General features: G+C 65.5%; 24 protein-coding genes and 1 pseudogene. 16 read left to right on the forward strand and 9 right to left on the reverse strand.

The annotated features are described in order from the left end of the window. Positions 1–388 precede the first annotated feature (388 nt). From IDT60_RS11230 to IDT60_RS11240, 3 genes are read right to left on the reverse strand one after another with little or no spacing between them, the layout of a single operon-like run. The gene (locus IDT60_RS11230) at positions 389–1798 is read right to left on the reverse strand and encodes a rhodanese-like domain-containing protein (protein ID WP_191079146.1); all 1410 of its coding nucleotides are present in this window, start codon (positions 1796–1798) and stop codon (positions 389–391) included. A gap of 38 nt (positions 1799–1836) precedes the next feature. Then, positions 1837–2727 carry a sulfite exporter TauE/SafE family protein gene (locus IDT60_RS11235; protein WP_191079147.1) on the reverse strand — a complete coding sequence of 297 codons (891 nt, stop codon included), beginning with the start codon at positions 2725–2727 and terminating at the stop codon, positions 1837–1839. Further along, on the reverse strand, positions 2724–3344 hold the full coding sequence (locus IDT60_RS11240) for a rhodanese-like domain-containing protein (protein ID WP_191079148.1): 621 nt from the start codon (positions 3342–3344) through the stop codon (positions 2724–2726). The genes IDT60_RS11235 and IDT60_RS11240 overlap by 4 nt, the downstream gene beginning before the upstream one ends. A 131-nt stretch (positions 3345–3475) precedes the next feature. Here IDT60_RS11240 and IDT60_RS11245 point away from each other — a divergent pair, with 131 nt between their 5' ends. The 6 genes and pseudogenes from IDT60_RS11245 (at position 3476) to IDT60_RS11260 (ending at position 8953) form a co-directional block, all read left to right on the forward strand. Further along, positions 3476–3733, forward strand: coding sequence for a metal-sensitive transcriptional regulator (locus IDT60_RS11245; RefSeq protein ID WP_191079149.1), 258 nt, complete (start codon positions 3476–3478; stop codon positions 3731–3733). 591 nt (positions 3734–4324) lie between these two features. Next, complete coding sequence (locus IDT60_RS23405; RefSeq protein ID WP_255527057.1) at positions 4325–4456, forward strand: hypothetical protein; 132 nt, start codon at positions 4325–4327, stop codon at positions 4454–4456. 292 nt (positions 4457–4748) lie between these two features. Next, positions 4749–4887, forward strand: a pseudogene (locus IDT60_RS23225) (c-type cytochrome biogenesis protein CcsB); the annotation flags it as partial. A 65-nt stretch (positions 4888–4952) separates the two neighbouring features. Further along, on the forward strand, positions 4953–5855 hold the full coding sequence (locus tag IDT60_RS11250) for a cytochrome c oxidase assembly protein (protein ID WP_191079150.1): 903 nt from the start codon (positions 4953–4955) through the stop codon (positions 5853–5855). Between the two features lie 766 nt (positions 5856–6621). Then, complete coding sequence (locus IDT60_RS11255) at positions 6622–7116, forward strand: DUF3093 domain-containing protein (protein ID WP_191079151.1); 495 nt, start codon at positions 6622–6624, stop codon at positions 7114–7116. A gap of 127 nt (positions 7117–7243) precedes the next feature. Continuing rightward, a complete protein-coding gene (locus IDT60_RS11260) occupies positions 7244–8953 on the forward strand; it encodes a dolichyl-phosphate-mannose--protein mannosyltransferase (RefSeq protein WP_191079152.1) in 1710 nt (569 codons plus the stop codon). Positions 8954–9205: 252 nt separating this feature from the next. Here IDT60_RS11260 and IDT60_RS11265 read toward each other — a convergent pair whose 3' ends face one another. From IDT60_RS11265 to IDT60_RS11285, 5 genes are all read right to left on the reverse strand, one after another. Further along, positions 9206–9823 carry a class I SAM-dependent methyltransferase gene (locus IDT60_RS11265; RefSeq protein WP_223883693.1) on the reverse strand — a complete coding sequence of 206 codons (618 nt, stop codon included), beginning with the start codon at positions 9821–9823 and terminating at the stop codon, positions 9206–9208. Between the two features lie 135 nt (positions 9824–9958). Beyond that, positions 9959–11326: a dihydrolipoyl dehydrogenase gene (gene lpdA / locus IDT60_RS11270; protein ID WP_191079154.1), complete on the reverse strand. Its 1368-nt coding sequence runs from the start codon at positions 11324–11326 to the stop codon at positions 9959–9961. 155 nt (positions 11327–11481) lie between these two features. After that, positions 11482–12363 (reverse strand): prolipoprotein diacylglyceryl transferase, encoded by an 882-nt coding sequence (gene lgt / locus IDT60_RS11275; protein WP_191079155.1) that lies wholly within the window; start codon positions 12361–12363, stop codon positions 11482–11484. Between the two features lie 156 nt (positions 12364–12519). Next, positions 12520–13632 (reverse strand): c-type cytochrome biogenesis protein CcsB, encoded by a 1113-nt coding sequence (gene ccsB, locus IDT60_RS11280; RefSeq protein WP_191079156.1) that lies wholly within the window; start codon positions 13630–13632, stop codon positions 12520–12522. Beyond that, the gene (locus tag IDT60_RS11285) at positions 13632–15284 is read right to left on the reverse strand and encodes a cytochrome c biogenesis protein ResB (protein ID WP_191079157.1); all 1653 of its coding nucleotides are present in this window, start codon (positions 15282–15284) and stop codon (positions 13632–13634) included. Before IDT60_RS11285 ends, ccsB begins: the two co-directional genes overlap by 1 nt. A gap of 297 nt (positions 15285–15581) precedes the next feature. On the opposite strand from IDT60_RS11285, the gene IDT60_RS11290 reads away from it, so the two are divergent. From IDT60_RS11290 to IDT60_RS11335, 10 genes are all read left to right on the forward strand, one after another. Beyond that, positions 15582–16190 carry a TlpA disulfide reductase family protein gene (locus tag IDT60_RS11290; RefSeq protein WP_191079158.1) on the forward strand — a complete coding sequence of 203 codons (609 nt, stop codon included), beginning with the start codon at positions 15582–15584 and terminating at the stop codon, positions 16188–16190. Positions 16191–16311: 121 nt separating this feature from the next. Continuing rightward, the gene (locus tag IDT60_RS11295) at positions 16312–17550 is read left to right on the forward strand and encodes a cytochrome P450 (RefSeq protein WP_223883694.1); all 1239 of its coding nucleotides are present in this window, start codon (positions 16312–16314) and stop codon (positions 17548–17550) included. A gap of 93 nt (positions 17551–17643) precedes the next feature. Next, positions 17644–18018 carry a helix-turn-helix transcriptional regulator gene (locus IDT60_RS11300; protein WP_191079159.1) on the forward strand — a complete coding sequence of 125 codons (375 nt, stop codon included), beginning with the start codon at positions 17644–17646 and terminating at the stop codon, positions 18016–18018. Continuing rightward, complete coding sequence (locus IDT60_RS11305; protein ID WP_191079160.1) at positions 18015–19967, forward strand: cation-translocating P-type ATPase; 1953 nt, start codon at positions 18015–18017, stop codon at positions 19965–19967. The genes IDT60_RS11300 and IDT60_RS11305 overlap by 4 nt, the downstream gene beginning before the upstream one ends. Then, positions 19964–20473: a signal peptidase II gene (gene lspA, locus IDT60_RS11310; RefSeq protein ID WP_191079161.1), complete on the forward strand. Its 510-nt coding sequence runs from the start codon at positions 19964–19966 to the stop codon at positions 20471–20473. The genes IDT60_RS11305 and lspA overlap by 4 nt, the downstream gene beginning before the upstream one ends. Continuing rightward, positions 20470–21219 carry a cytochrome c biogenesis CcdA family protein gene (locus IDT60_RS11315; RefSeq protein WP_191079162.1) on the forward strand — a complete coding sequence of 250 codons (750 nt, stop codon included), beginning with the start codon at positions 20470–20472 and terminating at the stop codon, positions 21217–21219. The genes lspA and IDT60_RS11315 overlap by 4 nt, the downstream gene beginning before the upstream one ends. Before the next feature lie 52 nt (positions 21220–21271). After that, positions 21272–21874, forward strand: coding sequence for a cadmium resistance transporter (locus tag IDT60_RS11320; RefSeq protein WP_191079163.1), 603 nt, complete (start codon positions 21272–21274; stop codon positions 21872–21874). 116 nt (positions 21875–21990) lie between these two features. Beyond that, positions 21991–22617, forward strand: a complete 627-nt coding sequence (locus IDT60_RS11325; protein WP_191079164.1) for a hypothetical protein — start codon at positions 21991–21993, stop codon at positions 22615–22617. Between the two features lie 289 nt (positions 22618–22906). After that, positions 22907–23149 (forward strand): hypothetical protein, encoded by a 243-nt coding sequence (locus tag IDT60_RS11330; protein ID WP_191079165.1) that lies wholly within the window; start codon positions 22907–22909, stop codon positions 23147–23149. A gap of 18 nt (positions 23150–23167) precedes the next feature. Further along, on the forward strand, positions 23168–23458 hold the full coding sequence (locus tag IDT60_RS11335) for a hypothetical protein (RefSeq protein WP_191079166.1): 291 nt from the start codon (positions 23168–23170) through the stop codon (positions 23456–23458). A gap of 45 nt (positions 23459–23503) precedes the next feature. Here the strand turns inward: IDT60_RS11335 and IDT60_RS11340 are convergent, their stop codons facing one another. Next, entirely contained in the window at positions 23504–26137 is a 2634-nt protein-coding gene (locus tag IDT60_RS11340) for an AMP-binding protein (protein ID WP_191079167.1), read from the reverse strand. Between the last annotated feature and the right edge of the window lie 132 nt (positions 26138–26269).

The following is a 26269-nucleotide window of genomic DNA, read 5'->3' on the forward strand; positions in this document are numbered from 1 at the left end:
CGGTCCCTAGCGCGACAACCCGAATTTGACGTCCGGTTTTGCAGAGGTGGAGTTTGAGGTGTCCCGTATACCCTGCCCGCAAAACTGCCCGGTGAACGCGCGCCCTAAACGCTACACACCCAAGCGTCTCAAAACCCTTGCGACTTGAGACGGAAAGGTTCCGAGAGACACGGAGCTGGGCGTGACAGTTGGTTTCGAAGGGCGGTGTGCCCTGGTGCGGCTCGGACGTGGTCGCACTCTATTCATCGGCCGCGTGCGAAACGTGCGCTGCGGTGTCCGATCCTTAGGGGGTGCCGAAGTCACCTCTCATGGAAATCAGTGGTTCCCGGGAGTAGTCGCAGGGCGGCGGTCCCGTGGTCCACCGGCCCGCCCCGCCCTGCGAGGTCAATCAGCTCGTGGTGTCCGCGGGCGCGGAGGCCTGGAACGCGTCCCACGCAGCGTAGCTGCCGTCCAGTTCGACGACGTCGTACCCGGCCCGGCGCAGGGCGCTGGCGGCGACGGAGTTCCGGACGCCGGACTGGCAGTAGGTGACGATGGTGCCTTCGGCGGGAAGCTCATCGAGGTGCCACATCAGGCGGCCGCCGCTGAGCTGGTGCGAGCCGGGGATGTACCCGGCTGTGTGCTCGGTCTTGTTCCGGACATCCACGACCATGGCGGCGTCAAAGCCGTGCAGGTCTTCGGGTTGGATCAGCTTCGGCGTGAAGGTGGGGAGTCCTTCGATGCTGGTGACGTAGCCGGCCACGTTGTCGATGCCTACGCGGACAAGATGGTCCCACATGCCCTGTGCGGCTTCCTGGTCCTGCGCCAGCAGGACCAGCGGGTTCTTGTCCGTTTCCGGGTTGACTACCCAGGCGCCGTAGCTGGCAACGGACTTGCCGGCCGGAATGTTCAGCGAGCCGGTGACGGTGCCTTCGTGGACTTCGCTGTTGGGGCGGGTGTCGATGAAGGTCAGGGTGTCCTCGGCCAGGCCTGCAGCTACGATGCCGGTTGCGAGTTCGGGCAGCGGGGTGCGCTGACCCATCACGGCGGGGCCTTCACGGTTTTCCCGCTTCATCCGGCCGAAGTAGGCGTGGGCGTCGGGCTGGCCGTCGAGGAGTTCGTTGATGAAGCCCTGCTCGTCGTTCGCCGCGAGGTAGGGACCCCACCAGGAGTAGAGCCGCTCATAACCGACCGTGGAGGACGGGATCGCGCCGAGCGCCTTGCCGCAGGCACTGCCGGCACCGTGGGCGGGGTGGACCTGAATGTAATCGGGCAGGGTCAGGAACTTGTCCCGCAAGCTGGCAAAGAGCTGCCTGGCGCCTTCGAAGCGGGTGTCGACGCCGCCGGCGGCCTCGTCCAGCAGGTCCGGCCGGCCGAGGTCGCCCGAGAAGACGAAGTCGCCGGAGAGCAGGTAGCCGGGCTGGTCGCTGAACGCCCCGTCGGTGACCAGAAAGGACAGGTGCTCCGGGGTGTGGCCCGGGGTGTGGAGGGCCTGGATGCTGATGTTGCCGATGGTGATCTTGTCGCCGTCGGAGAGGCGTTCGCCGTCGAAGTTGTACTGCCAGTCCGGTCCGCCCTCGCCGGAGACGTAGATCTTCGCGCCGGTGGCTGCGGCCAGTTCACGGGTGCCGGAGAGGTAGTCGGCGTGGATGTGGGTTTCGGTAACTGCCACGATCTTCATGCCGTTCTTCTCAGCCAGTTCCTGGTAGACCGCGATGTCGCGGCGGCTGTCGACAACAACCGCGGTGCCGTTGGCCTGGCAGCCGATCAGGTAGCTGGCCTGTGCGAGGTCTTCGTCGTAAATGCGCTCGATAAGCATGTAGTGATCTCCTTTGAGAAGAGGGTGGTAAGCGTGGATCAGGCGGGTCTGGGAAGGGTGCGCCGGGTATTGCGCAGTGGGCAGGAGCGGATCAAGAACCAGCAGATTGCGGCGGTGGCTGCGGTGAGCGCTGCGATTCCGGCGGCGATGAACCAGTGCAGGTGGGCCGGTGCCTGCTGGATGAGGACAAAGCTTCCCATGGCAAGGACGAACCAGCCGAAGGCTTTGCGCAGTGCGGCTTCCGGGATCCGGCCGGCGACCTTGGAACCGGCCAGGGTGCCCGCGATGGCCGCGGCTGTCACGCCGAGGGTGATCCCCCAGTCGAGCTGGACGGTGGTGAGGTAGCCGGCGAGCCCTGCGAACGATTTCATGGCGATGACCACCAGGGAGGTGCCCACGGCGACGGACATCGGCAGGCCGCCCAGGAGTGCCAGGGCCGGGACCACGAGGAAGCCGCCGCCTGCGCCGACCAGGCCGGTGATGAGCCCGACGGCGGCGCCGTCCAGCAGCACCCTGCCTAGGGGCAGCTCGTGCTTGACTGGTGCGGCGCCGTCGTCGTTCTTCTTTTTCCGTCCGCGGAGCATTGCCACGGAGGTCGCCACCATCATGATGGCGAAGGCAATCAGCAGGATCTGGCCGGGAATGTGCCCGCCCAGCAGACCGCCGAGGAACGCGCCGGCCATGCCTGCGGCGCCGAAGATCAGGCCGGTCCGCCACATCACCCTGCCCTCCCGGGCGTGGCTGAACACGCTGACCACGGAGGTAACGCCGACAACGAGGAGGGAGGCTGCGATGGCTTCCTTGGCCTCGAACCCGGCCGCGTAGACCAGGATCGGGACGGTCAGGATCGAGCCGCCGCCGCCGAGGACGCCGAGGGAGAGCCCGATGACCACCGACAGGGCAAGGACCAGGGCCAGGGTGGCGGTCATGAGGCGTTTGCCTCCTCCCGGGCGTCGGTGACGGGAAGGGTCAGGATGGCGCTTTCGCGCGTGGGTTCCTTGGCGGCCTTGTTCCACGGCATTGCCGAGAGGGCCTTGCCCATGGCACAGGTATTGGTGGCTGCGGAGAAGGTCAGTCCGGTGCCGATGGCCCCGGCGAGCATGCGGACCTTCGGGGAGACGAACTTGCCGCCGGCCAGGCCCAGGACCACCAGGGAACCTGCGGCGAGACGGACCTGCCGCTCGAGGGCCCAGCGGTCCCTGCCCTTCACGACATCGCCGCCGGCGGCAGCGAAGCCTGGCGCGCCGCCGGTCAGGACGTAGGCGGTGTCGATCCCGGCCTTGGCAAGACGCTGGCGGGCCTGCTCGGCGCGCACCCCCGACTGGCAGACCAGGACAACGCGGGAGCCCAGTCGGGCGGCAAGCTCCTCGGTGTGTTCGGACAGCAGCGGCAGGGGCACGTTGTAGGAGCCGCCGATATGCAGGGACTCAAACTCGGCGGCGGACCGGACATCGATCACCACGAGATCGTGGTGCTGGTCGATCCAGGTGCGAAGGGTCTCGGGAGCAAGGGCAGTAACGGCTGGTGCGGTGGAAGGGGAAGTCATTGCTGGCCTCTCGTGGGGTGGCGGGAAAGGGTGTGGATACCCCACCGAGTATCGCAGATACCCCAAGGGGTATGCAAAACACCCTAGGGGGTATAGTTGAAGCCAATCCACCCCGCCCTTTTGGAGACTCCATGCAACTCGACCCAACTGAACTGACCCCCGTGGTCAACCGCCTCAAGCGCGCCCAGGGACAGCTGGCTGCTGTGACCCGCATGCTCGAGGAAGGCAAGGACTGCAAGGACATCGTCACGCAACTGGCCGCCGTGTCGAAGGCCCTGGACAGGGCCGGCTTCGCCATCATCGCCACCGGCCTGGAGCAATGCATCGTCCGCGAAGACACCACATTGGACAAAAAAGAACTGGAAAAGCTCTTCCTGTCCCTCGCCTGACAAATCCGACATCCCAGAACACGGCTACCAACGCCAACTTCACCGGGGGCCGTGGAGAGTTCGCTTAGCCTGCTGGCCTTCATCGCCACGTCGAGGTCCGCACTCACCGCTCGCATGTCGCCCAAAGCGAACCCGGGAAGCAGCTCGGCCGGGTTCGGGCAGGCGCTGCTTCCGTGCGTAGGTTTGACGGCAAATCGTCCACAGCTCGTATGTCTTCACGCATAGATGGTTAAGGACATAGACCCGGGGATCTATGTGAGGGGTATGTTTTTCGCTCATACACGAGGAGAAAAGATCCCTGCTAAATCAGCACAAACAGCCCCCTCCCACTGCGATCACCACATGCTCACTAAGTGTCGAGTTCCGACAGCACGCGCCGGCCAAACTCGCCGTCGAGGGTGAAGGAAAGAGTTGGTGGTGCATCCGCGTAGGTTCCCGGAACTGAAGGCTCGGCCCTGTTTCGCCGCCGCTCGGATTTCGGTCGTGGTCACAGGAGGCTCACGGGCAGCGCTCCGATGCCGTTTTTTGCGGTTTTCCACATACTCAACGACTCCCCTATCGGCAGCCGGCCACTGATGCTGCACTGGAGCCATGCTCAGCTACGAAGACATCATCCTGCCCGGAGGGGAACGGGTCCTGGTCATCCAGGAGCACGAGGACGGCCGCTGCTGGTGCGGCGAAATCTGGGATTGGCGGGCACCGCCCAGTCATTTAAGTGTTTAGGTTCGGGGCCGCTTCCCAGCACGGTGCTGGTCCGGTCTAAAGCAAACACCGTCGATGCGCGGCCAGGGACGTACAGGAATCTCGATCATCAGGGAGTGCAGAGGTCCACGGTCGTCGGGACACGTGGGGGAAATAAAACGCGAAACGGAACCTCGACGCGGCAGGGCCCTAAGGTCTTGCCCGGGGCTTCCCAGCCGAAGGCCTGTTCTTGGGGTGGCTTGTGAAAAAGTGAAATATCCAACGCTAAGGTTTTGCGCCAGCGGTTGCGAAACGTCCCTCTAGGCCGGCTTAAATCCTCGCCCGGGCCGCACGTGGCGGGCGCGGCAACCGCTCGGCCTGGCTGTGCATCATCGGATTCGCCGCTAGTGTTCAACTTCACCGTCGTCAACGTGTACTTCCCCGGCCTGCACTCCTACTCCAGACGCACCTGACCCCGTCCCCGGCACCGCGGCGGCCGAATAACGATGTATCATCGCTTCGGTGAAGGGAACCTGCCATGCCACCGATTGACCAGTGGGTCGCGTTCGAACCCCTCGCGGGCTCGCCAATCGCCGTCGCCGCCCTGCTGCTCGCGGCGCTATACCTGAGGGGGGCGATCTGGATGTGGCGGCATCGCCGTCGCTGGGCAATCGCCCGTACGGCATCGTTCTTGACCGGATGCGTCCTGATCTTTGCCGTCACGACGTTCGGCGTGAACCGCCTGGCCGAGGAGTTCGTCTCGGGCCTGGTGTTCCAACAGATCACCCTGTTGACCGTCGTCCCGCCGCTTCTCATCGCTGGCTCGCCGGGGCGTCTTCTCCTGCGCAGTACACCGCACACCGACCTCGGACGACTCGTGCTCCGCGCCGCGCACGCGGGACTCCGATCACGATTCTGCCGCGCCGCACTACACCCCGTGGTCGCCATCGTCGCCGCGATCCTGCTGTACCCGGCTCTCTATCTCACAGACGTCATCAGCATCATCATGCGCATCCCCTCCGGCCATGACGCCATGTTGTTCATCTTCCTCGTCCTCGGCGTCATCTCGGCGATACCGCTATGGTCGTCCGACCCCTTGCCACGTGTCCCATCCTTCGCTGTGCGGTTCGTCGACATCGTCGTCGAGCTCCAAATCCATGCCGTCTTCGGCCTGATCCTGCTCCGAACCGGGACACCGCTTTTCAGTGCATACGCCAACCCCACCGGCGACCATGATCCGATCCTCGATCAGGCGATCGCCGGGACCCTGGTATGGACCTATGCAGAACTGCCGCTATTCGTGGTACTCATCGTCTGCCTTTCCCGCTGGCGCACCCGGGAGATGCGCACCTCGAAGCAACGACAACGCGTCGAGGATGCAGAGCTCGACACATACAACGAATACCTCGCAAGTATGGCCCAGGGACGCCTTGAGAGGTAGTGGGATCCTCGTGTGTCGCGGCCAGCGCATCAGTGCCGGCCCCAAGCGACCAAGGTACTGCTGGTTCCGGGCAGCCGGTGACGTCGTTTATTTTCCACGGTCGTCCTCTCGTCAGCCCGTATTCCGGGCCGGAATAAGAAAGCTTAGCGCCTGCCGCAGGCGGCCGGCTTGGGTAGCAGGCTGAGTAATCAGTGAGCGCCGTTCAGCCGCCGCGCGTACCGGCTCAAACCGTGCAGGTACCGCCGCCGGCCGCCGGCAACCCTGAGCCGATAAAGAGGATCACGGCGTACTAAACAGCGGCATCCACACGAACTGCCGTGTCGGTAAAGCGATGAAGGGCCCAGGGCAGTCATGGCCGCAAGCCAGGGCACTGCCGGTGAGCAGCGGCGGTGCCCGGCCAACCACCCCGGGGTGAGATACTGCAGTTCAGGCGGCACGAGTACCGGTGATTAGTGTGCCTATCCCGACAATCCACGCCAGTTATTCAACCCAGGGGAAACAATGCGACGTTTCTGTTTCATCGCGATGGCCATCTTGGGACTGATAGGAGTGATGGCTATCGCCGCGGCCGCCGACAGCACAGATCGGGCCGTCGGGATCCTACTCTCCCTCACAGGTTTCATCGGCGCAATCGCAGTCGTCAGAACCAACAGAAACTCAAGCTAGCTGTATTGGGGCAGACCGTGAATCCGCAGGGATGGATGGAGTGAGGGCTGACGGCCGTCGCCAAGATGAAATATCCCGGGAAAAGTGGAAAGCTGGCCCTATGCCTGAATCCAGTAGAGCTGCGCCTGCCCCAAAGAGCGCACCCGGTGACGCCAGCGTTCTTTACACCGAGAAGCTCTGGCCGAACTTCTGGATCTGGCTGGTCTCCGCGGGCTTCTCGAGCGCCGGAATCCTGATGCTGGCGCCCATCAGCATCGCGGCCGGGATCACCGCAGCTATTGTGCTGTTCGCCATCATTTTCGTGCTGTTGGTCCTCTCGACCCCGACAATCCAGGTGACCGGGTCAACGCTGAGTGTGGGCCGGGCCACGATCGAACGGAGCTTCGTCGGCACCACCATGGCGTTCCGCCGCGCCGAAGCGACGGCGGAACGCGGCACCCGGCTCAATGGCCTGGCGTTTCTGTGCATCCGTGGCTGGGTGGATCCGGTGGTCCGGATCGAGATCACTGATCCCTCCGACCAGACCCCGTACTGGCTGGCGTCCACCCGGCACCCGGACCAGCTGATCGTGGCCCTGTCGGCCCAGCGGCACTAGGCCTGGGTTAGCTCAATGTCCCCGTAGGGCTTGTTTATTACCACCGTCCTCCAGCCCGGGCTCCGGGTCATAACGCCCGGGTTTATGACCCGCAGATTATGGCACCGGCAAAACATAGCATGGGCACATGACGCAGACCTCCGTACCTCCTGTCGAGGCCCGCCCAGCCCCTCTGGAGCATCCGGCGCCCGGGACGCCTGTACGCAATCTTGCAAGCCACCGGTGGATCCGCCGGCCGCAGGAAGCATTCACCGAAAGCGCCCTGCAGGAACGGCTGCTTGGCGGCATCCGTTCATGGCGCGATTATCCGACGTCGCTGCGGCTGTGGTTCTGGCTGATTCCGGCCCTCAACGCCGCGATCGGCGGCGTCCTCCGCTTTGTCCGCCTGGACATTCCGCGCAGCCTGGTGTTTGACGAGACCTACTACGTCAAGGACGGCTATTCGCTGCTGGTGAGCGGTTACGAACGCAGCTGGCCGGAGGAGGCCAATGTCTCCTTCAACGCCGGTAACCCGGCCGTCCTGCTGGACACCCCCCAGTACGTGGTCCACCCGCCGGTCGGCAAGTGGATGATTGCGGCAGGAATGTGGCTGTTCGGGCCCGACAATCCCCTGGGCTGGCGCTTCGGCGCAGCGCTGACGGGGACCCTGTCCATCCTCCTGATCGCCCTGATCGCGCAAAAACTCTTCCAGTCCCTGACCCTTGGGGCCGTAGCCGGCCTCCTCCTGGCAGTGGACGGACACCACCTGGTGATGTCCAGGACCTCCCTGCTGGATATTTTCCTGATGTTCTGGATCCTCGCCGCTTTCGGTGCGCTCCTGATGGACCGCGACGACGGCCGGCGGCGGCTGGCCGCTACGCTGGGACGCCAGTCCGCCGCTGCTGCCCCGGACGGCAGGCCCTCGGTGCTTCAGCTGTTTTCCGGACCGTGGCTGGGCGTCCGCTGGTGGCGCGTGGCGGCGGGCATCTGCCTGGGCCTTGCGGTGGGCACCAAGTGGTCCGCGCTGTTCTTCATGGCTGCCTTCGGTTTGCTGACCGTCTTCTGGGACCTGAGCGCTCGCCGGGTCGCCGGGATCCGGGGCTGGATCAGCGGCGGCCTCATCAAGGACGGAATTCCCGCTTTCCTAAGCATCGTCCCTGTTGCCGTCCTGGTGTACGTTTCCACGTGGGCCGGCTGGTTCCAATCCAAGGATGCGTACTTCCGGCACTGGGCCGACACCAACCCCTCAGTCCAGTGGGGCTGGATTCCGGGCCCGCTGCGGTCTCTGGCCCAGTACCATCTGGAAGTCTACAAGTTCCATCAGGGACTCAGCTCCGACCACCCCTACGAAGCCAGCGCCTGGAGCTGGCTGGTGATGGGGCGGCCCACGTCGTTCTTCTACGAGTCCCCCAAGCAGGGAAGCCCAGGCTGCGACGTTACCAGCTGCGCCTCGGCCATCCTCTCAGTGGGCAATCCCCTGATCTGGTGGAGCGCCACGGTTTCGCTGGTGATCCTGCTGTTCTGGTGGGCAGGCCGCCGGGACTGGCGGGCCGGTACCATCCTGGCCGGGGTCGGCGCGGGCTACCTCCCGTGGTTCCTGTACCCGGAACGCACCATGTTCACCTTCTACGCCGTCTCCTTTGAACCGTTCCTGGTACTCGCCCTGACATACTCCCTCGGCCTGGCGCTCGGACGGAGGCAGGACCCGCTGTGGCGTCGGCGTTCCGGGCTCTACCTGGTGGCCCTGTTTGTGGCCGCAGCAGTTTTGCTCTCGGCATTTTTCTACCCAATCTGGACCGCGGAAATCATCCCGTACCAGGAGTGGCGGCTCCGGATGTGGATGCCGTCCTGGATCTAGGGCAGAATGCTCGCGACCTCTGACCTGTCCAAAAATTCATCCACGTCCCGGCCGGGACTCGCCTCCAGCTTCCTTTGCCCCAATCCTGGCCCTGCCAAAGACCTGGGCAGGCCTTGTTCGACCAGCCTTCGAACACATGTCACCGAACGAGCTCTGGACCTCGAGGATCTGGCCCGGGGACGGCAGTGCGGTCTGGAAAGGTAAGGTTACGGCGCTGGACCAGCGAACAGGGCGCAGGCGGCGGAGTACATATCAGCCGTCGCTCCTGGCAGGAACCGGCTTTGCGGCCACACCGAGCAGGTAATCGCCGGAGATCCGGGTGAGAGAACCAATCACCACGAGCCCGTGGTTGGCCAGTTCGTCGAGGAATTGCTGGGCGGTGAAGCGGTCCTCGGTGGGATGGTCGAACAGCCGCTGATAAGTCGGGCGGGCCAAGGCGTGAGCGGTGACCTCTTCGAAGTAGAACCGCCCGCCCGGCGCCAGGACCCTGCTGGCCTCGGCGATGGCTGCGCGCCAGTTCGGTATGTGGTGGACGATCCCGAAGTCGAACACCGCGTCATAGTCGTCGTCCCCGGCACTGAGCGCGGAACGCAGGTCGGTTGCGCTGCCTTGCGCCAGTCGCACCCGGTCACCATAACGGGCAAGGCGCCGGGCAGCGCGGTTGATCATCGCCGGGTCCAGGTCTACAGCGTCAACGCTTGCGGCGCCGAATCGTTCCAGCACCAGCTGGGACCCATAGCCTAAGCCGCAGCCGATCTCCAGCGCCCGTGCCCCGGGCAGCAACCGGCCACCCAGCCGCAGCAACACCCGGATCTCGTAGAAGCGCTGCAGCCACCGCCGGGGCGGAGAATTGACCAGAAGAGTTTCCATCCGGTTCATTAACACCGTTAGCCGTCCCTTCGTCCAAACGATGTGGGTGAGTCAACGACAGCCACCTGGGACGACCGGGGTGGCAACACGGCGATGGTGAAGCCCGTCCGCAGAGTCGAACCGAGCAGACGTCGTTCAACCGTGGGCGTGCAAGGGTTTGCCCGCCAAGGCGAGGGCAGCCTCACTGATGGCGTCGTTCTGGGTGGGGTGGGCGTGTACCAGGTTCGCGACGTCCTCGGGATAGGCCTCCCAGTTGACCATCAGCTGGCCCTCCCCGATCAGCTCACTGACACGGGCGCCGAGCATGTGCACCCCAACGATCGGGCCCTTCTTTTGACGGATAAGTTTGATGAAGCCCGCGGTCTGCAGCATCTGGCTTTTTGCGTTCCCGCCAAGGTTGTACTCGACCGTCTCGACGCCGTCGGCGCGGAACTGTTCCTTCGCCTGGGCCTCCGTGAGGCCGACAGAGCCGGCCTGGGGTTCCGAGTAGGTCACACGCGGGATGCCCGATTCGATGATGGGTGCCGGGTTCAGGCCGACGATCTCTTCGGCGACGAAAATCCCGTGCTGGAAGCCCCGGTGGGCCAGCTGAAGGCCGGGCACGATGTCCCCGATGGCATAGACGTTGCCGACCCCGGTGTGCAGCCGGTCGTTGGTGGGCACGAAGCCGCGCTCCATGGGGATGCCGGCTTCTTCGTAGCCGAGGTTTGCTGTGGAGGGGCCACGGCCCACCGCCACGAGCAACACCTCGGCCTCCAAAGTTTTCCCGTCCTGGGTGGTGACGGTGACGCTGTTATCGTTCTGGGTAACGCCGGCGAACATCGTGTTGGTGAGAAATTTGATGCGGCGTTTGGTGAAGGCCCGCTGCAGTCCCTTGGACAGGGATTCGTCCTCGTTGGCGATGAGGCGCGGGAGGGCCTCGACGATGGTCACTTCCGTGCCGAAGGAAGCCCAGACGGAAGCGAATTCCACGCCAATGACGCCGCCGCCGAGGATGATCGCGCTCTTGGGTACGAAATCTAGTTCGAGTGCCTGTTCGGAGGTGATGACCCGGCCGCCGATCTCCAGACCGGGCAGGGACTTGGCACAGGACCCGGTTGCCAGCACGATGTTTTTGCCCTGGTAGCAGGTGCCGTTGACTTCCACCGTGTCGGGGCCGGCCAGCGTGCCCCATCCCTGGATCAGGTCGATACTGCGGGAAGCCACCAGGCCCTGGAGCCCTTTAAACAGCCGGGCAACGACGCCTTCCTTGAACTTTGTCACACCGGCCATGTCGATACGGCCCAAGGTGCTTTCGACGCCGAATGCTTCGCTTTCACGGATGGTGTCCACGATTTCCGCCGAGTGCAGCAGGGCCTTGGTGGGGATGCAACCGCGGTGCAGGCAGGTCCCGCCGAGCTTGTCGCCCTCAACGAGGGCCACCTTCATGCCCAGCTGCACCCCGCGCAGAGCAGCTGCATAACCGGCGCTGCCACCTCCGAGGACTACGAGATCATGGGCCATAATTTTCCTCCCGATCCAGTACGTGAGCTGTTTCCCGATATTATTGCCCAAGGCCGATCTTTCGGGGAGTCCTTTCCGGGATTTCGTGGTTGTGGGTTGGCAGTTGTGTTCAATCGCTTACCACGGCAGCTGCGGCACCCGTTATCGCCGCACTTTCAGCGTGCGGGGTGCGGTAGCGTGCCGCCGGTTTCGACTTTTGACCGTGCCCGGGATCTGAGGGTTTGGAAGAGTGCCAGCCCGGTGACGAGGACAAGCCCGGCTACCCAGGTGTTGACGCGTGCACCGAGGATCGTGTTGGCAGGATCGGAGCGCATCAATTCGAGAGCAAACCGGCCGGCCGTGTAAAAGACGAGGTAGAGGGAGAAGACCGCTCCGGCGCCGAGGCTGTATTTGCGGTCCAGGATTATCAGCAGTGCCGCCGCGGCCAGGCACCAGAGGGATTCGTAGAGGAAGGTCGGGTGGAAGTAGCCGATGACCTCAGGGGCGCCTTCAGGGGAAGTAATTGCCTTCCCTGTGGTGGAGTCCATGGCGTGGATTTGCAACTTCCATGGCAGATCCGTGGGGGCGCCGTAAATTTCGTTGTTGAACCAGTTTCCCCACCTGCCCAGGGCCTGCGCCAGGAGCAGTCCAGGGGCGGCGGCGTCAACGAATGCAGCGAAGGGGACTCCGGTGCGGCGGGAACCAATGGCTGCCCCGACGAGGCCGAGGGCGACCGCACCCCAGATCCCAAGTCCGCCTTCCCAGATCCGCAGGCTGCCCCAGGGGTCCTTGCCCGGCCCGAAGTACAGCTGGTTATCGGTGATCACATGGTAAAGCCTGCCGCCGACGATGCCGAAGGGAACGGCCCACATCACGATGTCCAGGGCCTGTTCGGAGGTGCCTCCCCTTGCTGTGAGGCGGCGGACGGTCAGCCAGGTGCCGACGACGATGCCCGCCAGGATGCACAGCGCGTAGAAGCGTATCGTCAGCGGGCCCAGTGCGAAGGCGCTCAGTGTCGGGGAAGGCAGGAAGAGATCCGGCGTTGATAACGGTTGCATGGCTCCGGTTCGCTCAGCGTCGTGGCGGGTAGGGAAATCCTGCGGCGGTAATCGTTCTCGGCACGGAGCGGCAGGTCAGTGGAAAGGCGCCCTCGGCTCCATGCCCTGGACTGGCCGCAGCCGGCTGCTGCGGCCCTGCCGGCGCCTAGGGTGAGATCACAGGCCGGAGTAGGAGTGCAGGCCGTTGAAGAACTGGTTCACGATGGTGAAGTTGAAGACCACGCACAGGTAGCCGACGATGGACAGCCACGCGGCGCGGGTTCCGGTCCAGCCGCGTGTGGCACGGGCGTGGAGGTAGCCGGCGTAAACCACCCAGATGACGAAGGTCCAGACTTCCTTGGTGTCCCAGCCCCAGAACCGGCCCCAGGCTTTTTCGGCCCAGATCGCACCAAACATCAGGGTAAAGGTCCAGCCAATGAACCCGAGCGCGTTGATGCGGTAAGAGAGGTTCTCCAGGCTCAGCGCCGACGGGACGACGCGCATGAACCCAAGCCTGGCCGCGCCTCCCGCGGCGACAGTTTTCTGCCGGCGGGACTGGACCAGCTGCAGGGCGGACAGCGCGAAGGTCAGGGTGAACAGGGCCGATGAGAGAACGGCGATGGAGACGTGGATGATCAGCCAGTAGCTTTGCAGGGCGGGAACGAGGTGGCCCACGGGAGTCCAGTACGCCACCGAGGCGGCGACCTGCATGATGATGACCAGGCCGATCACGAAGGTGCCCAGGAACCGCAGGTCACGGCGGATCAGCGCGAGCAGAAACACCGCTGCGACGACGAAGGCGCCGGTGGTGAGGAATTCGTACATGTTGCCCCAGGGAACCCGGCCCGCACCGAGGGCCCGGGTCACCACCCCGGCGCCGTGGATCAGGGCGCCCAGCATGGTCAGGGCTACACCGACGCGCGCGGGCATGCGCCGGGCGGGGGCGTAGTCCATGTCGGTCCCGGCAGTTCGTCCTGCGCCGGCTGCGTCTTCTCCTGTCCGGTGCGCTGCTGAGCTGGGGCGTTCAGCAAAGCCAGCCGGCCCGCCGACGCCGGAAGCCGCCCGGTCCCCGGACGCGCGGGCACTGGTTCCGGCGCTGATCGGAACCCTGGCGGGTGCGGAGGCTTGAGCGGGCGCGGCTGTTGCGGCTTTGAGGTCCACCGCACGCAGGGTCCTGCTGCTGCGGGCCAGGTCCCAGGCGAATGCGATGAACGCCACGGTGTAGGTGCCTGCGGCCAGGAGCATGAACAGCTCGCTGTACTGGCCCATGATTTCGTTGATCTCAGGCATTAGTGCTCCTTCGGTGAGCGGGCAGGGACGGCGGCGGCAGCGGCGGGGTCGGACTCTGCCAGGTTCCAGCGGGCGGCGAGGCGGGCACGGATCGCGGCGGCTTCGGGCGCGAGCCTGTGGTCTTCTCCGCGGGCCAGCAGCCCGTATTCGATCATCGTGCGGCCGTCCACGTGGGCGCCGGCACGGAGCCAGACGCGGCGACGGTTCACATACAGGGAGACGATCAGCCCCGCGACGGCGGCCAGGGAGAAGATGAGAACCCCCTCCTGCCCGGGGACCGTGCGGATGTCCACCCCGATATAGCGTTTGAGCCCGTCGAAGCTGATCGAGCCTTTACCCTCCGGGAGGGTGTAGCTCTGCCCTGCGTCCAGGACAATGCCGCCGGCGGGAAGATCCCGGCCGTTGAGCTGGGTGAGGTTCTGCACGTCCAGGTTGTAGACGTTCTGGGGTTTCCCGGTGTCCAGCCCGAGGTCACCGTAGTAGGAGTTCAGGTTCAGTTGTGGGTTCAGCGGGTCCGGGTCGAAGCTGTAGGACACACCCTCCTGGTTCTTGATGGCCGAGGGCAGGAAGAACCCGACGAAACCCAGCTGGGAAGGTGACGCGTCCGGGGCCTTGAGGACAATGCTGGAGGTGTAGACGGCGTCGTTGGGGACGGAGACGACGGGGCCGCTGAACGCGGTGTTCCCGTCCCCGTCCTTGACGGTGACGATGGGTGCGTAGCCGTTGCCCACCAGGAAGATGCCCGTTCCGCCGAAGTAGACCGGTTCGTTGACTTTCAGGACCTGCTGTTGCGGGGCGGCGTCAGGGCTTTCCCGGGTCGTCACGGCGGCTTTGAAGTCGATGGGCTGACCGAACTGCCGGGTGGATTCGCGGTCGAAGCGGACCTCGAACTTGTCCAGCGTGATGGCGAACGGGTCCAGCCAGTCGGACTGGAAGTTGGTTCCGGGGGTGAAGTTGTCGTAGCCGACGAGGGTGTTGACGAAGGTGTCGCCTTCGATGATGATTTTTTGGCCCCGGTAGCCGAACAATCCGCCGATGGCCACGGAAACCAGCACGCCGATCAGGGCGGTGTGGAAGACGAGGTTGCCGACCTCCCGTAGCAGCCCCCGTTCAGCCCCCAGTGAGGGCATCGCGGCGTCGGCGTCCCGGATATCGACCCGGTAGCCGCGTTTTTTCAAAACGTCCGCTGCGTCCCGGATGGCGTCGCCCGGGCTGACACCGGATTCCGCCGGCAGGACGAGCGTGCCGTATTCGGGCAGCCGGGAGAGCCGACGCGGGGTGCGGGGCGGGGCTGAGCGCAGGGCCTTCCAGTGGGCCCGTGCCCTGGGTATCACGCAGCCGATGAGGGAGATGAACAACAGGATGTAGATCGCGGAGAACCAGGCCGAGGAATAGACATCGAAGAGCTGGAGTGAGTCAAGGATTTTTCCGTACTCCGGGCGGTCCTTGATGTATTGGGTCACCAGGGCAGGGTTCGCAGGACGCTGCGGGAACAACGAGCCGGGCACAGCGACCACGGCCAGCAGCAGCAGGAGAAAGATTGCGGTCCGCATGCTTGTCAGCTGCGTCCACGCCCAGCGCAGCATCCCGGCGGGACCCAGCGGCGGCGGGACCGGGCCTGCCGCAGTCTCCGGCGCGTCAGATAAGGACATCACTGCCTTCCAATCGGGATGAACAAGAGCTCGCACGGTCTGCAGACCGCAGTTTCTACCTTACGTAGAATTAGTACCAGGTGGGTGGCCACGCCTTCCGAGCGCCCTCCTGATAATATCGCCTAAAGACGATTGCACCGGTTCCGGTTAAGTCCCTCTGCCCGAAGTTCTCACGGAATACGGGGGCGGGCCGGGAACGGCTTCTGCAGGTGCGTGCCTTAGCCGGCTGGCTTGATCCGCCAGGGAAGCAGTGGGCGTGACGATCAGCCGGAAACCCGACAAACGAGGAAGTCATCCATGAACACCCCATCCGGCGGCGGCCTGGCCCGGCGCAGCATCCTGACAGGATTGGCCGCGGCGGCCTTCCTCGGCCTGGCCGCCTGCGCGGGACCTGACCCCCTCGCCCAGCAGGCAGCGGCAGGGGATAACAAGAACTACATTGCCGGTGACGGATCGGTGCAGGAATACGCTGAGGAATCACGCAGCGCTCCTGTGGCCTTGAACGCGACCCTCTATGACGGCACCCCTGTCAGTTCCACGGACTGGGCCGGCACTGTGACGGTACTCAATTTCTGGTACGCGGCGTGCGCCCCGTGCCGCGTTGAGGCCCCGCACCTGGAAGCGCTGTACCAGGAGTTTGCCCCGCAGGGAGTTTTGTTCTACGGCATCAACGTCCGGGATGAAAAGCCCACGGCGGAAGCCTTCGAGCGGACCTTCGGCGTGACCTATCCAAGCGTGCAGGACAAGGACGGGAAGGTGCTGCTCGCCATGACCCGCTTCGTTCCGCCCCAGGCGGTCCCAACCACCCTCGTGCTGGACAAGCAAGGCCGTGTCGCGGCCAGAATCCTGGGCGGACTGGACAAAAGCACCCTGAAAGCCCTGATCACTTCCACACTCGAAGCCTAAGAAAAGCTATGACGCTCCCGGCTTGGCGTTCCGAGCGGGCCGGTACGCTGGGATTCCCGAAGCGCCCGGGCCGCCTCAACGCCGGCCATGCCGGGGCGGCACGAGAGAAGGCTGGTCCATCATGACGGTGCAGTTGCCTGAGAGTTCCCTTGCTCTTCTGCGTGAGGGATACACGTTCATTTCGAGCCGGTGCGACCGGCTCGACACCGATTCGTTCCGCACACGGCTGATGCTTCGCCCCGTTGTCTGCCTCCGCGGGGCGGAAGCGGCAGAGTTCTTCTACGGCGGTGGCCGGTTCGGCCGCGAGGCGGCGATGCCCCGCTCCGCCCAGCACCTTCTGCAGGACGCCGGCAGCGTACAGTCCCTCCAAGGTCCTGCCCACCGGCACCGGAAACAACTGTTTCTTGACCTGATGACCAAGGAATCGGTCGAACGCCTCGGCCAGGCCTTCGATGAGGAATGGGTGTCGGCGGTGCATTGGTGGCAGGTCCGCGGCGAAGTTGTGCTGCATGACGAGCTGCGCCCGCTGCTCACCGCCGCCGCCTGCCGGTGGGCGGGAGTGCCGGCAAACCCGGCAACGGTCGAACGGATCAGCCGCGAATTGGGCCTGATGATCGAAAAGGCCGGAGCGGTCGGGCCGGTGAACTGGTATGCCCGGTGGCGCCGCCGCTCCACGGAAAAGTGGGCCGCCGAGCGCATCAGCACCCTCCGCCGGAGCGGTCCGGCCGCGGCCGGCGATACCCCTGCCGCTGCGATCGCCTTTCACACGGACGAGCACGGCAACGCTCTGCCGGCGGACATCGCGGCGGTGGAACTTCTCAACCTGCTCCGGCCCATCGTGGCTGTCGGCCGCTTCATGGTCTTTGCAGCCGTCGCCCTGCACCAGCACCCGGAATGGAAAGAGATCCTGCGCGCAGGCCAGGACGCGGACCTGGACTGCTTCGCCCAGGAAGTCCGCCGGTACTATCCGTTCTTCCCCTTCGTCGGCGGCACTGCCCGGGAAACGCTGGAATGGAAGGGCCACGCGTTCAAAGCCGGGCAATGGGTCCTGTTCGATCTGTACGGCACGAACCACGACGGCCGGATCTGGAAGGACCCGGAAAGCTTCAACCCTGCCCGGTTCCGTACCTGGCACCCGGATCCCCACACCCTTGTTCCACAGGGCGCCGGCGACCCGGCCGCCGGGCACCGCTGCCCCGGCGAGGACATCACCGTTGACCTGATCCGCCGCGCCACCCGGGCGCTTGCCGCGGAGACCCGGATGACCGTACCCGCTCAGGACCTGAGCATCAACCTCACCCGGATGCCCGCCCTGCCCCGGAGCGGCTTCATCCTCTCCGGACGCCCAGGACCGCACTGACACCTCCCCGCACACACGACAGGGGAATCCTTCGGGCGCACGCCGCATGAGCAACGGTTGGCACATATCCACATGTATGGATATCATCGGTGCATGACGATTGATATGAGGAGCGGTACCCGGTTGGAACCGGCGGCCGCGTTGTTCCACTCCCTGGCGGACCCGGCCCGGCTTGCCATCGTGAAACGCATCGCCCAGGGCGAGGTCCGGGTCGGTGACCTCACCGAGGTACTGGGTCTGGCGCAGTCCACGGTCTCGGCGCATGTGGCCTGCCTGCGGGACTGCGGCCTGGTGACGGGCCGGATGGAGGGCCGGAAGGTGTTCTATTCCCTGACCCGCCCTGAACTGATCGATGTCCTGGCCCAGGCCGAGATCCTTCTGGCCGCCACGGGCAATGCGGTCAGCCTGTGCCCGGTCTACGGCGACGCCTCCCGCGCCACCGCAACCACCAAAGAGGAGCAACTGTGAGCGACGCCTGCTGCGGCGATGACAAGCCTGTAACAACAGAAGAGGGTCAGGAAGAGGCTGAGGGCTTCTGGCAGGTGACTGAGGTCCGCGCGGCCGCGGTCGCCGGCGGGCTGCTGCTGATGGCATGGATCGCTTCGCTGCTGGACGCGTCCGAGTGGGTCACCCTGCCGCTGGAGGCCGCGGCGCTGCTGGTCGCGGGGTGGACGTTTGTTCCCTCAACCCTGCGCCGGCTTGCCAAGGGCAAGATCGGTGTCGGCACGCTGATGACGATCGCGGCAGCGGGAGCCGTTGCCCTGGGGCAGGTCGAGGAAGCGGCGATGCTGGCCTTCCTGTATGCCATCTCGGAGGGGTTGGAGGAATACTCGGTAGCCCGCACCCGGCGCGGGCTGCGTGCCCTGCTGGATCTGGTCCCGGCCGAGGCCAGGGTCCTGCGCAACGGAACCGAAGTCACCGTCTCCCCGTCCGAGCTGGTGCTCGGTGAAACCATGGTCGTGCGCCCTGGCGAACGGCTCGCCACGGACGGACGCGTCCTGACCGGGCGCACCTCCCTGGACACCTCGGCCCTGACCGGCGAATCAGTCCCGGTCGAAGCAGGACCGGGCAGCGACGTTTACGCCGGCTCCATTAACGGCACCGGCCCGCTCGAGGTTCAGGTCACCAGCACCGCGGAAAACAACTCGCTGGCACGAATCGTGCACATCGTGGAGGCCGAGCAGTCCCGCAAGGGCCCCGGCCAGCGGCTGGCCGACTCGATCGCCAAAAAGCTCGTCCCGGGTATCCTGATCGCCGCCGCGCTCATTGCCGTCTATGGTTTCATCGTCGGTGAACCGCTCCTGTGGATTGAACGTGCCCTGGTGGTCCTGGTGGCAGCCTCACCGTGCGCCCTGGCCATCTCCGTGCCCGTGACAGTGGTCGCCGCCGTCGGCGCTGCCAGCCGGATGGGCGTCCTGATCAAGGGCGGCGGCGCCCTGGAAACCCTCGGCAAGATCCGCACCATCGCCCTGGACAAGACCGGGACCCTGACCCGCAACAAACCCGCCGTGATCGAAGTCGCCGCCACCGCCTCCTCCACCCGGGAGCGGGTGCTGGCCGTCGCCGCCGGCCTGGAAGAACGCAGCGAACACCCGCTCGCCCGCGCCATCCTCGCCGCCGCCAGCGACCGGGTCACCGTCACCGGCCTGGACACCGTTCCCGGTGCCGGGCTCGAAGGGACCATCGACGGGCACAGCGCCCGGCTCGGCAGGCCCGGATGGATCGCCCCGGGGGAGCTGAAGGACACCGTTCAGCGGATGCAGGCCAGCGGCGCGACAGCGGTCCTGGTCGAGGAGAACTCTGTCCTCATCGGCGCCGTAGCCGTCCGCGACGAACTTCGCCCCGAAGCCGCGGCCGTGATTGAACGCCTCAGCCGCGCCGGCTACACCACGGCCATGCTCACCGGTGACAACCGGCTCACCGCCGAGGCCCTGGGCAAGGCAGCGGGCATCACCGAAGTCCACGCCGACCTGCGCCCCGAAGACAAGGCGGAGATTATCCGCGCCCTGAAGGGGCGGCAGCCGACCGCCATGGTCGGTGACGGTGTAAACGATGCCCCCGCTCTGGCGACCGCCGATACCGGCATCGCGATGGGCGCGATGGGCACCGACGTGGCCATCGAAACCGCCGACGTCGCACTGATGGGCGAGGACCTGCACCACCTGCCGCAAGTACTGGAGCACGCCCGCCGCACCCGCCGCATCATGTTCCAGAACGTAGGACTCTCCCTGGCCCTGATCGCCGTGTTGATCCCGCTGGCCCTGTTCGGCATCCTGGGACTGGCAGCAGTTGTGCTGATCCACGAACTGGCCGAAATCGTTGTCATCGCCAACGGCGTCCGCGCCGGCAAGGTGAGCAAGTACGGCACCATCCCGGCCACCCAGGACACCGTCCCCACCCTGGAACCGGCACGGTGAGCCAACCGACACCGGTGCGCGACAGCACCCCGTCCCGGCCGTGGATGCGCCGGGGCGGGCTGCTGGCCGCCGCGCTCCTGCTGGCCGGGGCCGACCTGCTCATCAAGACCCAGGCCGAAGCCGGTCTCTCCCGGGGAGAAGTGATCGAGGTGCCGCTGCTGACGATCAAGCTCCTCTACAACATGGGCGTGGCCTTCAGCCTCGGATCCGCCCTGCCCACCGGAATTGTCGTGGCCGGTACCGGGGCCATCATCGCCGTGCTGCTGACATGGCTAACAGTGAACGCACCAAAGATGTCCAGGACCGCCCTTACCGGTGGTACTCTCATTGCCGGCGGCGCCATCGGAAACTTCATTGACCGGCTCGACGGGCGCGGGGTCGTCGATTATCTGCACAGCGGATGGTTCCCCACGTTCAACCTCGCCGACGTCTTCGTCACCGTGGGAACCGCCGTCCTGGTCCTGGGAATGCTGCGGGCAGGCAAGGAACCGGAGACAGCGGAATGAGTCTTGGCGGCTTCTTCGCCGAGTCTGTGCAGTCCGGAGCCCTGCTCCTGGCAGTGCCCCTGGCGGTCATCGCCGGTCTGGTCTCGTTCATCTCACCCTGTGTCCTGCCCCTGCTCCCGGGCTACCTGGGTTACGTCTCCGGCCTGGCCGGAACCGATGAAAAGGCCGCCCGCAGGCGCACCACCGCCGGCGTCGGGCTGTTCATCCTCGGCTTCGCCGCGGTCTTCACCCTTTACGGTGCGGCGTTCGGGACCATCGGACACTGGCTGGTGAGCTGGAGCGACATGATCACGCGTGTTCTGGGCGTGGTCGTGATCGTGATGGGCGTCGCCCTGTCCGGAAAGATCCCGTTCCTGCAGAGCACGGCCAAGCTGACCTGGAAACCGAACACCGGCCTGGCCGGGGCGCCGCTGCTGGGCATCGGCTTCGGGCTCGGGTGGACGCCGTGCATCGGCCCGACCCTCAGCGCCGTGCTGGCGTTGAGCACTACCACCGGGTCGGCCTGGCGCGGGGCGCTGCTCGGCTTCGCGTACTGCATCGGTCTGGGTATCCCGTTCCTCCTCGTCGCCCGGGGCTTCAGCTGGGTCACCGGCACCCTCGGCTTCGTCCGGCGGAACATCAGGGCCTTCAACCTCGCAGGGGCAGCGACCCTGGTCCTGGTCGGGATCCTGATGGTTTCCGGTGTCTGGACGACCTGGATCCTGAGCCTGCAGAACCTGATCGGAACCTTCACCACGCCCATCTGACCTGGCCGCGGGTATGCAACCGGCGGGGACGCCCTGAGAGAGGTGCTGATTAATGCTTGGCATCATCGCGGCCGCGGCAGCAATGTTCGCTGCCACGAACATCGACGACATCGTCGTTTTGACCGTGCTGTTCCTCGCCTCCTCGAAAGGCCGCCGGCCCCGGCCCTGGGAAATCGTCGGCGGGCAGTACCTGGGATTCATCACCCTGGTCGGCATCAGCGTCCTGGCCGCGCTCGGGCTGACCCTTGTCCCGGACGAATGGGTCGGCTGGCTCGGCCTGCTCCCCCTCGGAATCGGCGTTTTCGGCCTGATCCGTTTCCTGCGCAGACGCGGCGAAGAGGAAACCGAAGGCGCTATCAGCGCAGTTGGCCTGCTCAGCGTCGCCGGCATCACCATCGCCAACGGTGCAGATAACATCGCCATCTACACCCCGATCTTCCGGACCATGCGCCCCCAGGACACCGTGGTCACCATCATCGTGTTCCTCATCCTGGTAGCCGTCTGGTGCGCACTGGGACGTGTTGTGGGAACCCACCCCAAAGTCATTGAGACCCTCGAAAAAATCGAACACTGGCTCGTCCCGGCAGTGTTCATCGGGCTGGGCCTGTTCATCCTCCTCAGCTCCGGCGTCCTGACCCGGCTGTTCAACGCCTGAGCAACAAGGAATCACCGGGGACCAGCCACGGCCAGGGCCAGGAGGAATCATGAAAGAAACGCCAGGGGGGCTGTTGCTTGATGCCCGTGCTGCCCGTGACGACAAAGGCAGCCCTGATGGCTCACTTCGATGAGTGGGTGACGGATCCTGCCGTGACGCTGGAGGGTGTGCAGTCGTTCGTTAATGACCCGTCGCTGGTCGGCGCGAAATTCCTCAACCGCTACACGGTCGCTACAACGTCCGGGACGACCGGCACCCGGGGAGTGTTCCTGCTCGACACCACATCCCTGGCCGTGGCCAAGGCCCTGACATTTCGCATGCTCAGTTCCTGGCTCACCCCGGCCGATATCCTGGGGATAATCCGCGGTCACGGGCGGATCGCCATGGTCATCGCCACGGGCGGCCACTTCGCCTCGGCAGCAGCCGCGGCCGCGCTCCGGAAGGGACCAGGCAGGCACAGCGTGGGGGTGTTCCCGGTCCAGACACCGATGCCGGACCTCGTCGCCCAGCTGAACAGCTTCCGCCCGGCCCTTCTTGCCCCCTACGCCTCAACCGGACGGTTGCTGGCGTCCGAGCAGGAAGCCGGACGGCTGAACATCCACCCCGTTGCCGTTGTTCTCTCCGCCGAGGGCCTGCCCGAGGGAGACTACGGCAGGATCAGCGGAGCGTTCGGAGCCAAGGTCCGTCAAGGCTACGCAGCGACTGAATGCCCCTTTCTGAGCTACAGCTGCCAGGAAGGCTAGCTCCACGTCAACAGCGACTGGGCCATCCTGGAACCGGTCGACGCTAACCATAAACCCGTCCCGCCCGGGCAGCCCTCGCACACCGTGCTGCTGAGCAACCTGGCCAACCGCATACAACCGATCCTGCGCTACGACCTGGGCGACAGTGTCACCACCAGGACTGACCCGTGCCCGTGCGGGGACCCGACGCCGGCCATCCACGTGCAGGGACGAACAGCGGAGCTGCTGACCTTCCCTGGAAACGCCCGGGCTCTCCGTTTCAATAACACCCCTCACGCTGAGTGCCGCCTTGGACAAAGTTCAGGGCCTGAGTAAGGGCCAGATCATCCAGACAGGACCCCAGGACCTCGCCCTCCGGCTGCAACCCGCCCCCGGTGCCGAACCTGCGAGGGTTTTCGAAGCCGCCCGTTCCGAAATCGCCGCCGTGCTGGCCGGTCATGGACTGGGCCATGTCACCCTGACAAGGGATCCCTCCCCTCCGCGTCTCACCCCAGGCGGCAAACACCGCACAGTCATCCCGCTGCCCCCGTAGGGCAGAGCAGTTATCCCGGTGTACGCGGCGTTCCTGGTGGTGATGGTCCCGCCAGGAATGGCTGCCGCGGTGGGCAGGCGGACTGGACGCAGCCAGTGCCAAGGCCGTGATCTTCAGTGGCACAACACGCAACTCATTGTCGTACTCCCCCTGGTCCTGGCCCTGCCCGAGCCGCTCGCCCTGGTATCCCTCGTCGTCGTCACCCAGGCATTTGTGGAGCTCCTCGGGATGGTGGCCTACGTCATGATGGTCCCCCGGGTCATCATGTCGGACCTGCCCCTCCAGCCAAGTCGCATCCCCTCCCGATAGGCAGCGGCTGATGCTTGGTATTCAGGCGTGCTGCTCTCGTAGGCCTCACTCGGAGTCTGCCCTGCCAGCTGCAGTAGATCTACGGAGAAGGATGCGCGGCCGTTGCAGCTGGCGCTCAAGCAATCCCATTACCTTGGTGGCCCCCGCCCAGTAGAGGATGCCTGCGGCCAGGGACGCGACGACGGCCAGGCCTTTTTGTGCCGGGTCAACGAGCGGGTACACCAGCCAGTGGGTGACGTAGATGTACAGGGAGGCGCTGGCCAGCAGTGCCGTGACCCGGTGCAGTCCGCGCGGGACGGTCAGGGTGGGCAGCCAGAGCAGGATGAGGAAGCCCACCAGGATGGTTGCGCTGCGGTACTGGTCGTCGAAGGACTGTGGGATGGTGAGCAGGGCAATGGCGGTCACGGCTGCCCGCTGCCACAGTGTCCGCGACGCGGCGGCGGCCCAGCCCAGCCCGAACAGCCACAGGACCGGCCCCTGCCCCGGATACCGGCTGTCAACCAGGTCGAAGAGCAACGGCAGGTCAACAGCTACCAATGCCAGGGCGAAGGCCCACGGCCACCGGCGCTGGGCCCGGTCAGCGGCAGGAATTGCCATCAGGGCGGCCAGGCCCAGCAGGATGTAGACCAGGATCTCGATAAACCAGAACCGGGAATAGTCGGTCCAGCCTTCCGGCCCCAGCAAGGAGTTCAGCAGGAAAACATTCGCCCAGGTATAGGTATCGGTCACGGCAAAAGCCAGGCCTATGACCGCAACGCTGGGCACGACGATCCGGGCCACGCTGCGCAGTTGCCGCCGCAGCCGGGCACAGCGGGTACCGGTCAGCTGGAAGCGGGCAAAGTTATAGCCGGCGACGGCGATGAGCACGTGGGCGGTCCCTTCCCAGTGGAAGAAACCTATATGCGTGGAAACAATGAAGATGATGGCAACGGCGCGGAGCACAATCCCGGTGTCCATCGGGGCCAGCATCCGCCGGTGCCAGCGACGTGCGGTCTTCCCGGCCGGGCGGCTAAGCTGGCCCGCAGCCTCACCCGTGGCCGCGGGCTGCGTGCCCTGCGCCCGGTGGGTGGCAGGCACAAGTTCACAGACCGGCGTCAGGTGCCAGCCCTGCGGGATGTGTCCCAGGGCACGCTCCAGCCGGACGGACGCTGCCACGTAGGACAGCGAGTCACCGCCCAGGGAAACAAAGGTGTCCGTATCGGCGACGTCCTCCTGTTCGAGGACCTCCGCGAAAATCCTCCGCACGTCAGCCGGGCGTCCTGCCGGTTCCGGTGCAGTAGCAGTACCGCCGGCGCGGTCATCATTCCTGGACGCCAGGGCCAGGACCGCGGGGTAGTCCGGCTTTCCGTTCTCCAGGCGCGGTATGGACCCCACGGCATGAAGCTGGACCGCTGAACGCGGCAGACCCAGGTCCTGGGCAAGGCTCTTGGCCACCAGGGCAAGATCGTGGCTTCCTTCCACCGCCGCGACCACTGCGTCGTCCGAGCCGGCAGCCGCGGCGATCAGGCCAAGATCGGCCAGCAGCCGTTCCACCTGGCCCAGGTCCACCCGCAGGCCGACGATTTTCACGAACCGGCTGCGCCTGCCCACGATCTCATAGAGGCCATTGGACCCGCGCCTGGCGAGGTCACCGGTGTGAAGCTCCGTGACAACCCGTCCCAGGGCAAGGTCTTCCGGCTGTTCGGCGTACCCCAGCATGACGTTGGGACCTGAGTAGACGAGCTCGCAGGCATCCAGGCCGGGGACGGGCTCCAGCCGGAAGGATCCACCGGGGACAGGCACTCCAATGGCGTGGGGGTGTTCTGCCGCCAGGTCCGGGGGCAGATAGGCCATGCGGGCCGTGGCTTCGGTCTGCCCGTACATGACAAACAGGTCCCAGCCCTGCCGCCTGCCCAGTTCCGCGTAGGAACGCACGCGGTCCGGATCGAGCCGGCCGCCCGCCTGGGTGATGTAGCGCAGGCCCGGCAGGTCCATGTGCTCAAATCCGACGCGTTCGAGGAGATCGAAGGTGTAGGGCACGGCGGCGAAGGATGTGACGTTTTCGGTATGAACCAGTTCCCAGAAGCACGGGTCAACCACTGAAAGGTCGGTCAGTGCCAGGGACGCGCCGACCAGGAGGTGGCTGTTCACCACACTCATCCCGTAGCAGTAGGAGAGCGGAAGCGTGGTGGCCGCGGTGTCGTCCGGGCGCAGGTGCAGGTATTCGGCTATCGCCGAGGCGTTGGCCTGCACGGCTTCGGCGGACAGGCGCACGAGTTTTGGCGAACCGGTGGATCCGGAGGTGCTCAGCAGAAGCGCCAGCTCCGGGTGCAGCTCATGCCTGGTTTCTTCCCGCCGTACGTCCAGGACCGCCTCACCCTGCGAGGCGCGGACCACGATATCGGGATCGTATGCGGCGACGAGCGCCTCGGCGGCGGTCCCGCCGCCTGTGGGCAGGATCAGCAATGGGTTGCCGGAGGACAGGGCGGCGAGGTAGACCACCAGGGACGGCAGCGTGTTCTCGGCCTCAAGGGCAATGAGCCGCCGGGCGGGTCCGAAGGAACGGGCCATGTCGTCGACACGGCGTCCCAGTTCGCCGTAGCTCACTGAGTGGTTTTTGGTCCTGATGGCGGTGCGGTCTCCGAAGCCGGCCAGCTGCGCGGCGAACGAGACTCCTGCCAGTTCCGGCTGTACAGTCACAAACCTGCACAGTAAAGGCAAAAGCTAACCTAACTCAAATGGACATTCCTTGGAACAGGGCCACCACGACAGCGATGCGATCACCAGCCGCCACTCGGGTTGGCGCAGACAGCGGTTCAAATGGACCTTGGG

The organism is Pseudarthrobacter sp. BIM B-2242, from assembly GCF_014764445.1.
Classification (GTDB): Bacteria; Actinomycetota; Actinomycetes; order Actinomycetales; family Micrococcaceae; genus Arthrobacter; species Arthrobacter luteus_A.

Bases quoted from the DNA above. Each gene is read 5' to 3' on its own strand.
- IDT60_RS11230 (WP_191079146.1), bottom strand. From the start codon at position 1,798: ATGCTTATCGAGCGCATTTACGACGAAGACCTCGCACAGGCCAGCTAC.
- IDT60_RS11235 (WP_191079147.1), bottom strand. From the start codon at position 2,727: ATGACCGCCACCCTGGCCCTGGTCCTTGCCCTGTCGGTGGTCATCGGG.
- IDT60_RS11240 (WP_191079148.1), bottom strand. From the start codon at position 3,344: ATGACTTCCCCTTCCACCGCACCAGCCGTTACTGCCCTTGCTCCCGAG.
- IDT60_RS11245 (WP_191079149.1), top strand. From the start codon at position 3,476: ATGCAACTCGACCCAACTGAACTGACCCCCGTGGTCAACCGCCTCAAG.
- IDT60_RS23405 (WP_255527057.1), top strand. From the start codon at position 4,325: ATGCTCAGCTACGAAGACATCATCCTGCCCGGAGGGGAACGGGTCCTG.
- IDT60_RS11250 (WP_191079150.1), top strand. From the start codon at position 4,953: ATGCCACCGATTGACCAGTGGGTCGCGTTCGAACCCCTCGCGGGCTCG.
- IDT60_RS11255 (WP_191079151.1), top strand. From the start codon at position 6,622: ATGCCTGAATCCAGTAGAGCTGCGCCTGCCCCAAAGAGCGCACCCGGT.
- IDT60_RS11260 (WP_191079152.1), top strand. From the start codon at position 7,244: ATGACGCAGACCTCCGTACCTCCTGTCGAGGCCCGCCCAGCCCCTCTG.
- IDT60_RS11265 (WP_223883693.1), bottom strand. From the start codon at position 9,823: ATGGAAACTCTTCTGGTCAATTCTCCGCCCCGGCGGTGGCTGCAGCGC.
- lpdA (WP_191079154.1), bottom strand. From the start codon at position 11,326: ATGGCCCATGATCTCGTAGTCCTCGGAGGTGGCAGCGCCGGTTATGCA.
- lgt (WP_191079155.1), bottom strand. From the start codon at position 12,363: ATGCAACCGTTATCAACGCCGGATCTCTTCCTGCCTTCCCCGACACTG.
- ccsB (WP_191079156.1), bottom strand. From the start codon at position 13,632: ATGCCTGAGATCAACGAAATCATGGGCCAGTACAGCGAGCTGTTCATG.
- IDT60_RS11285 (WP_191079157.1), bottom strand. From the start codon at position 15,284: ATGTCCTTATCTGACGCGCCGGAGACTGCGGCAGGCCCGGTCCCGCCG.
- IDT60_RS11290 (WP_191079158.1), top strand. From the start codon at position 15,582: ATGAACACCCCATCCGGCGGCGGCCTGGCCCGGCGCAGCATCCTGACA.
- IDT60_RS11295 (WP_223883694.1), top strand. From the start codon at position 16,312: ATGACGGTGCAGTTGCCTGAGAGTTCCCTTGCTCTTCTGCGTGAGGGA.
- IDT60_RS11300 (WP_191079159.1), top strand. From the start codon at position 17,644: ATGACGATTGATATGAGGAGCGGTACCCGGTTGGAACCGGCGGCCGCG.
- IDT60_RS11315 (WP_191079162.1), top strand. From the start codon at position 20,470: ATGAGTCTTGGCGGCTTCTTCGCCGAGTCTGTGCAGTCCGGAGCCCTG.
- IDT60_RS11320 (WP_191079163.1), top strand. From the start codon at position 21,272: ATGCTTGGCATCATCGCGGCCGCGGCAGCAATGTTCGCTGCCACGAAC.
- IDT60_RS11325 (WP_191079164.1), top strand. From the start codon at position 21,991: ATGGCTCACTTCGATGAGTGGGTGACGGATCCTGCCGTGACGCTGGAG.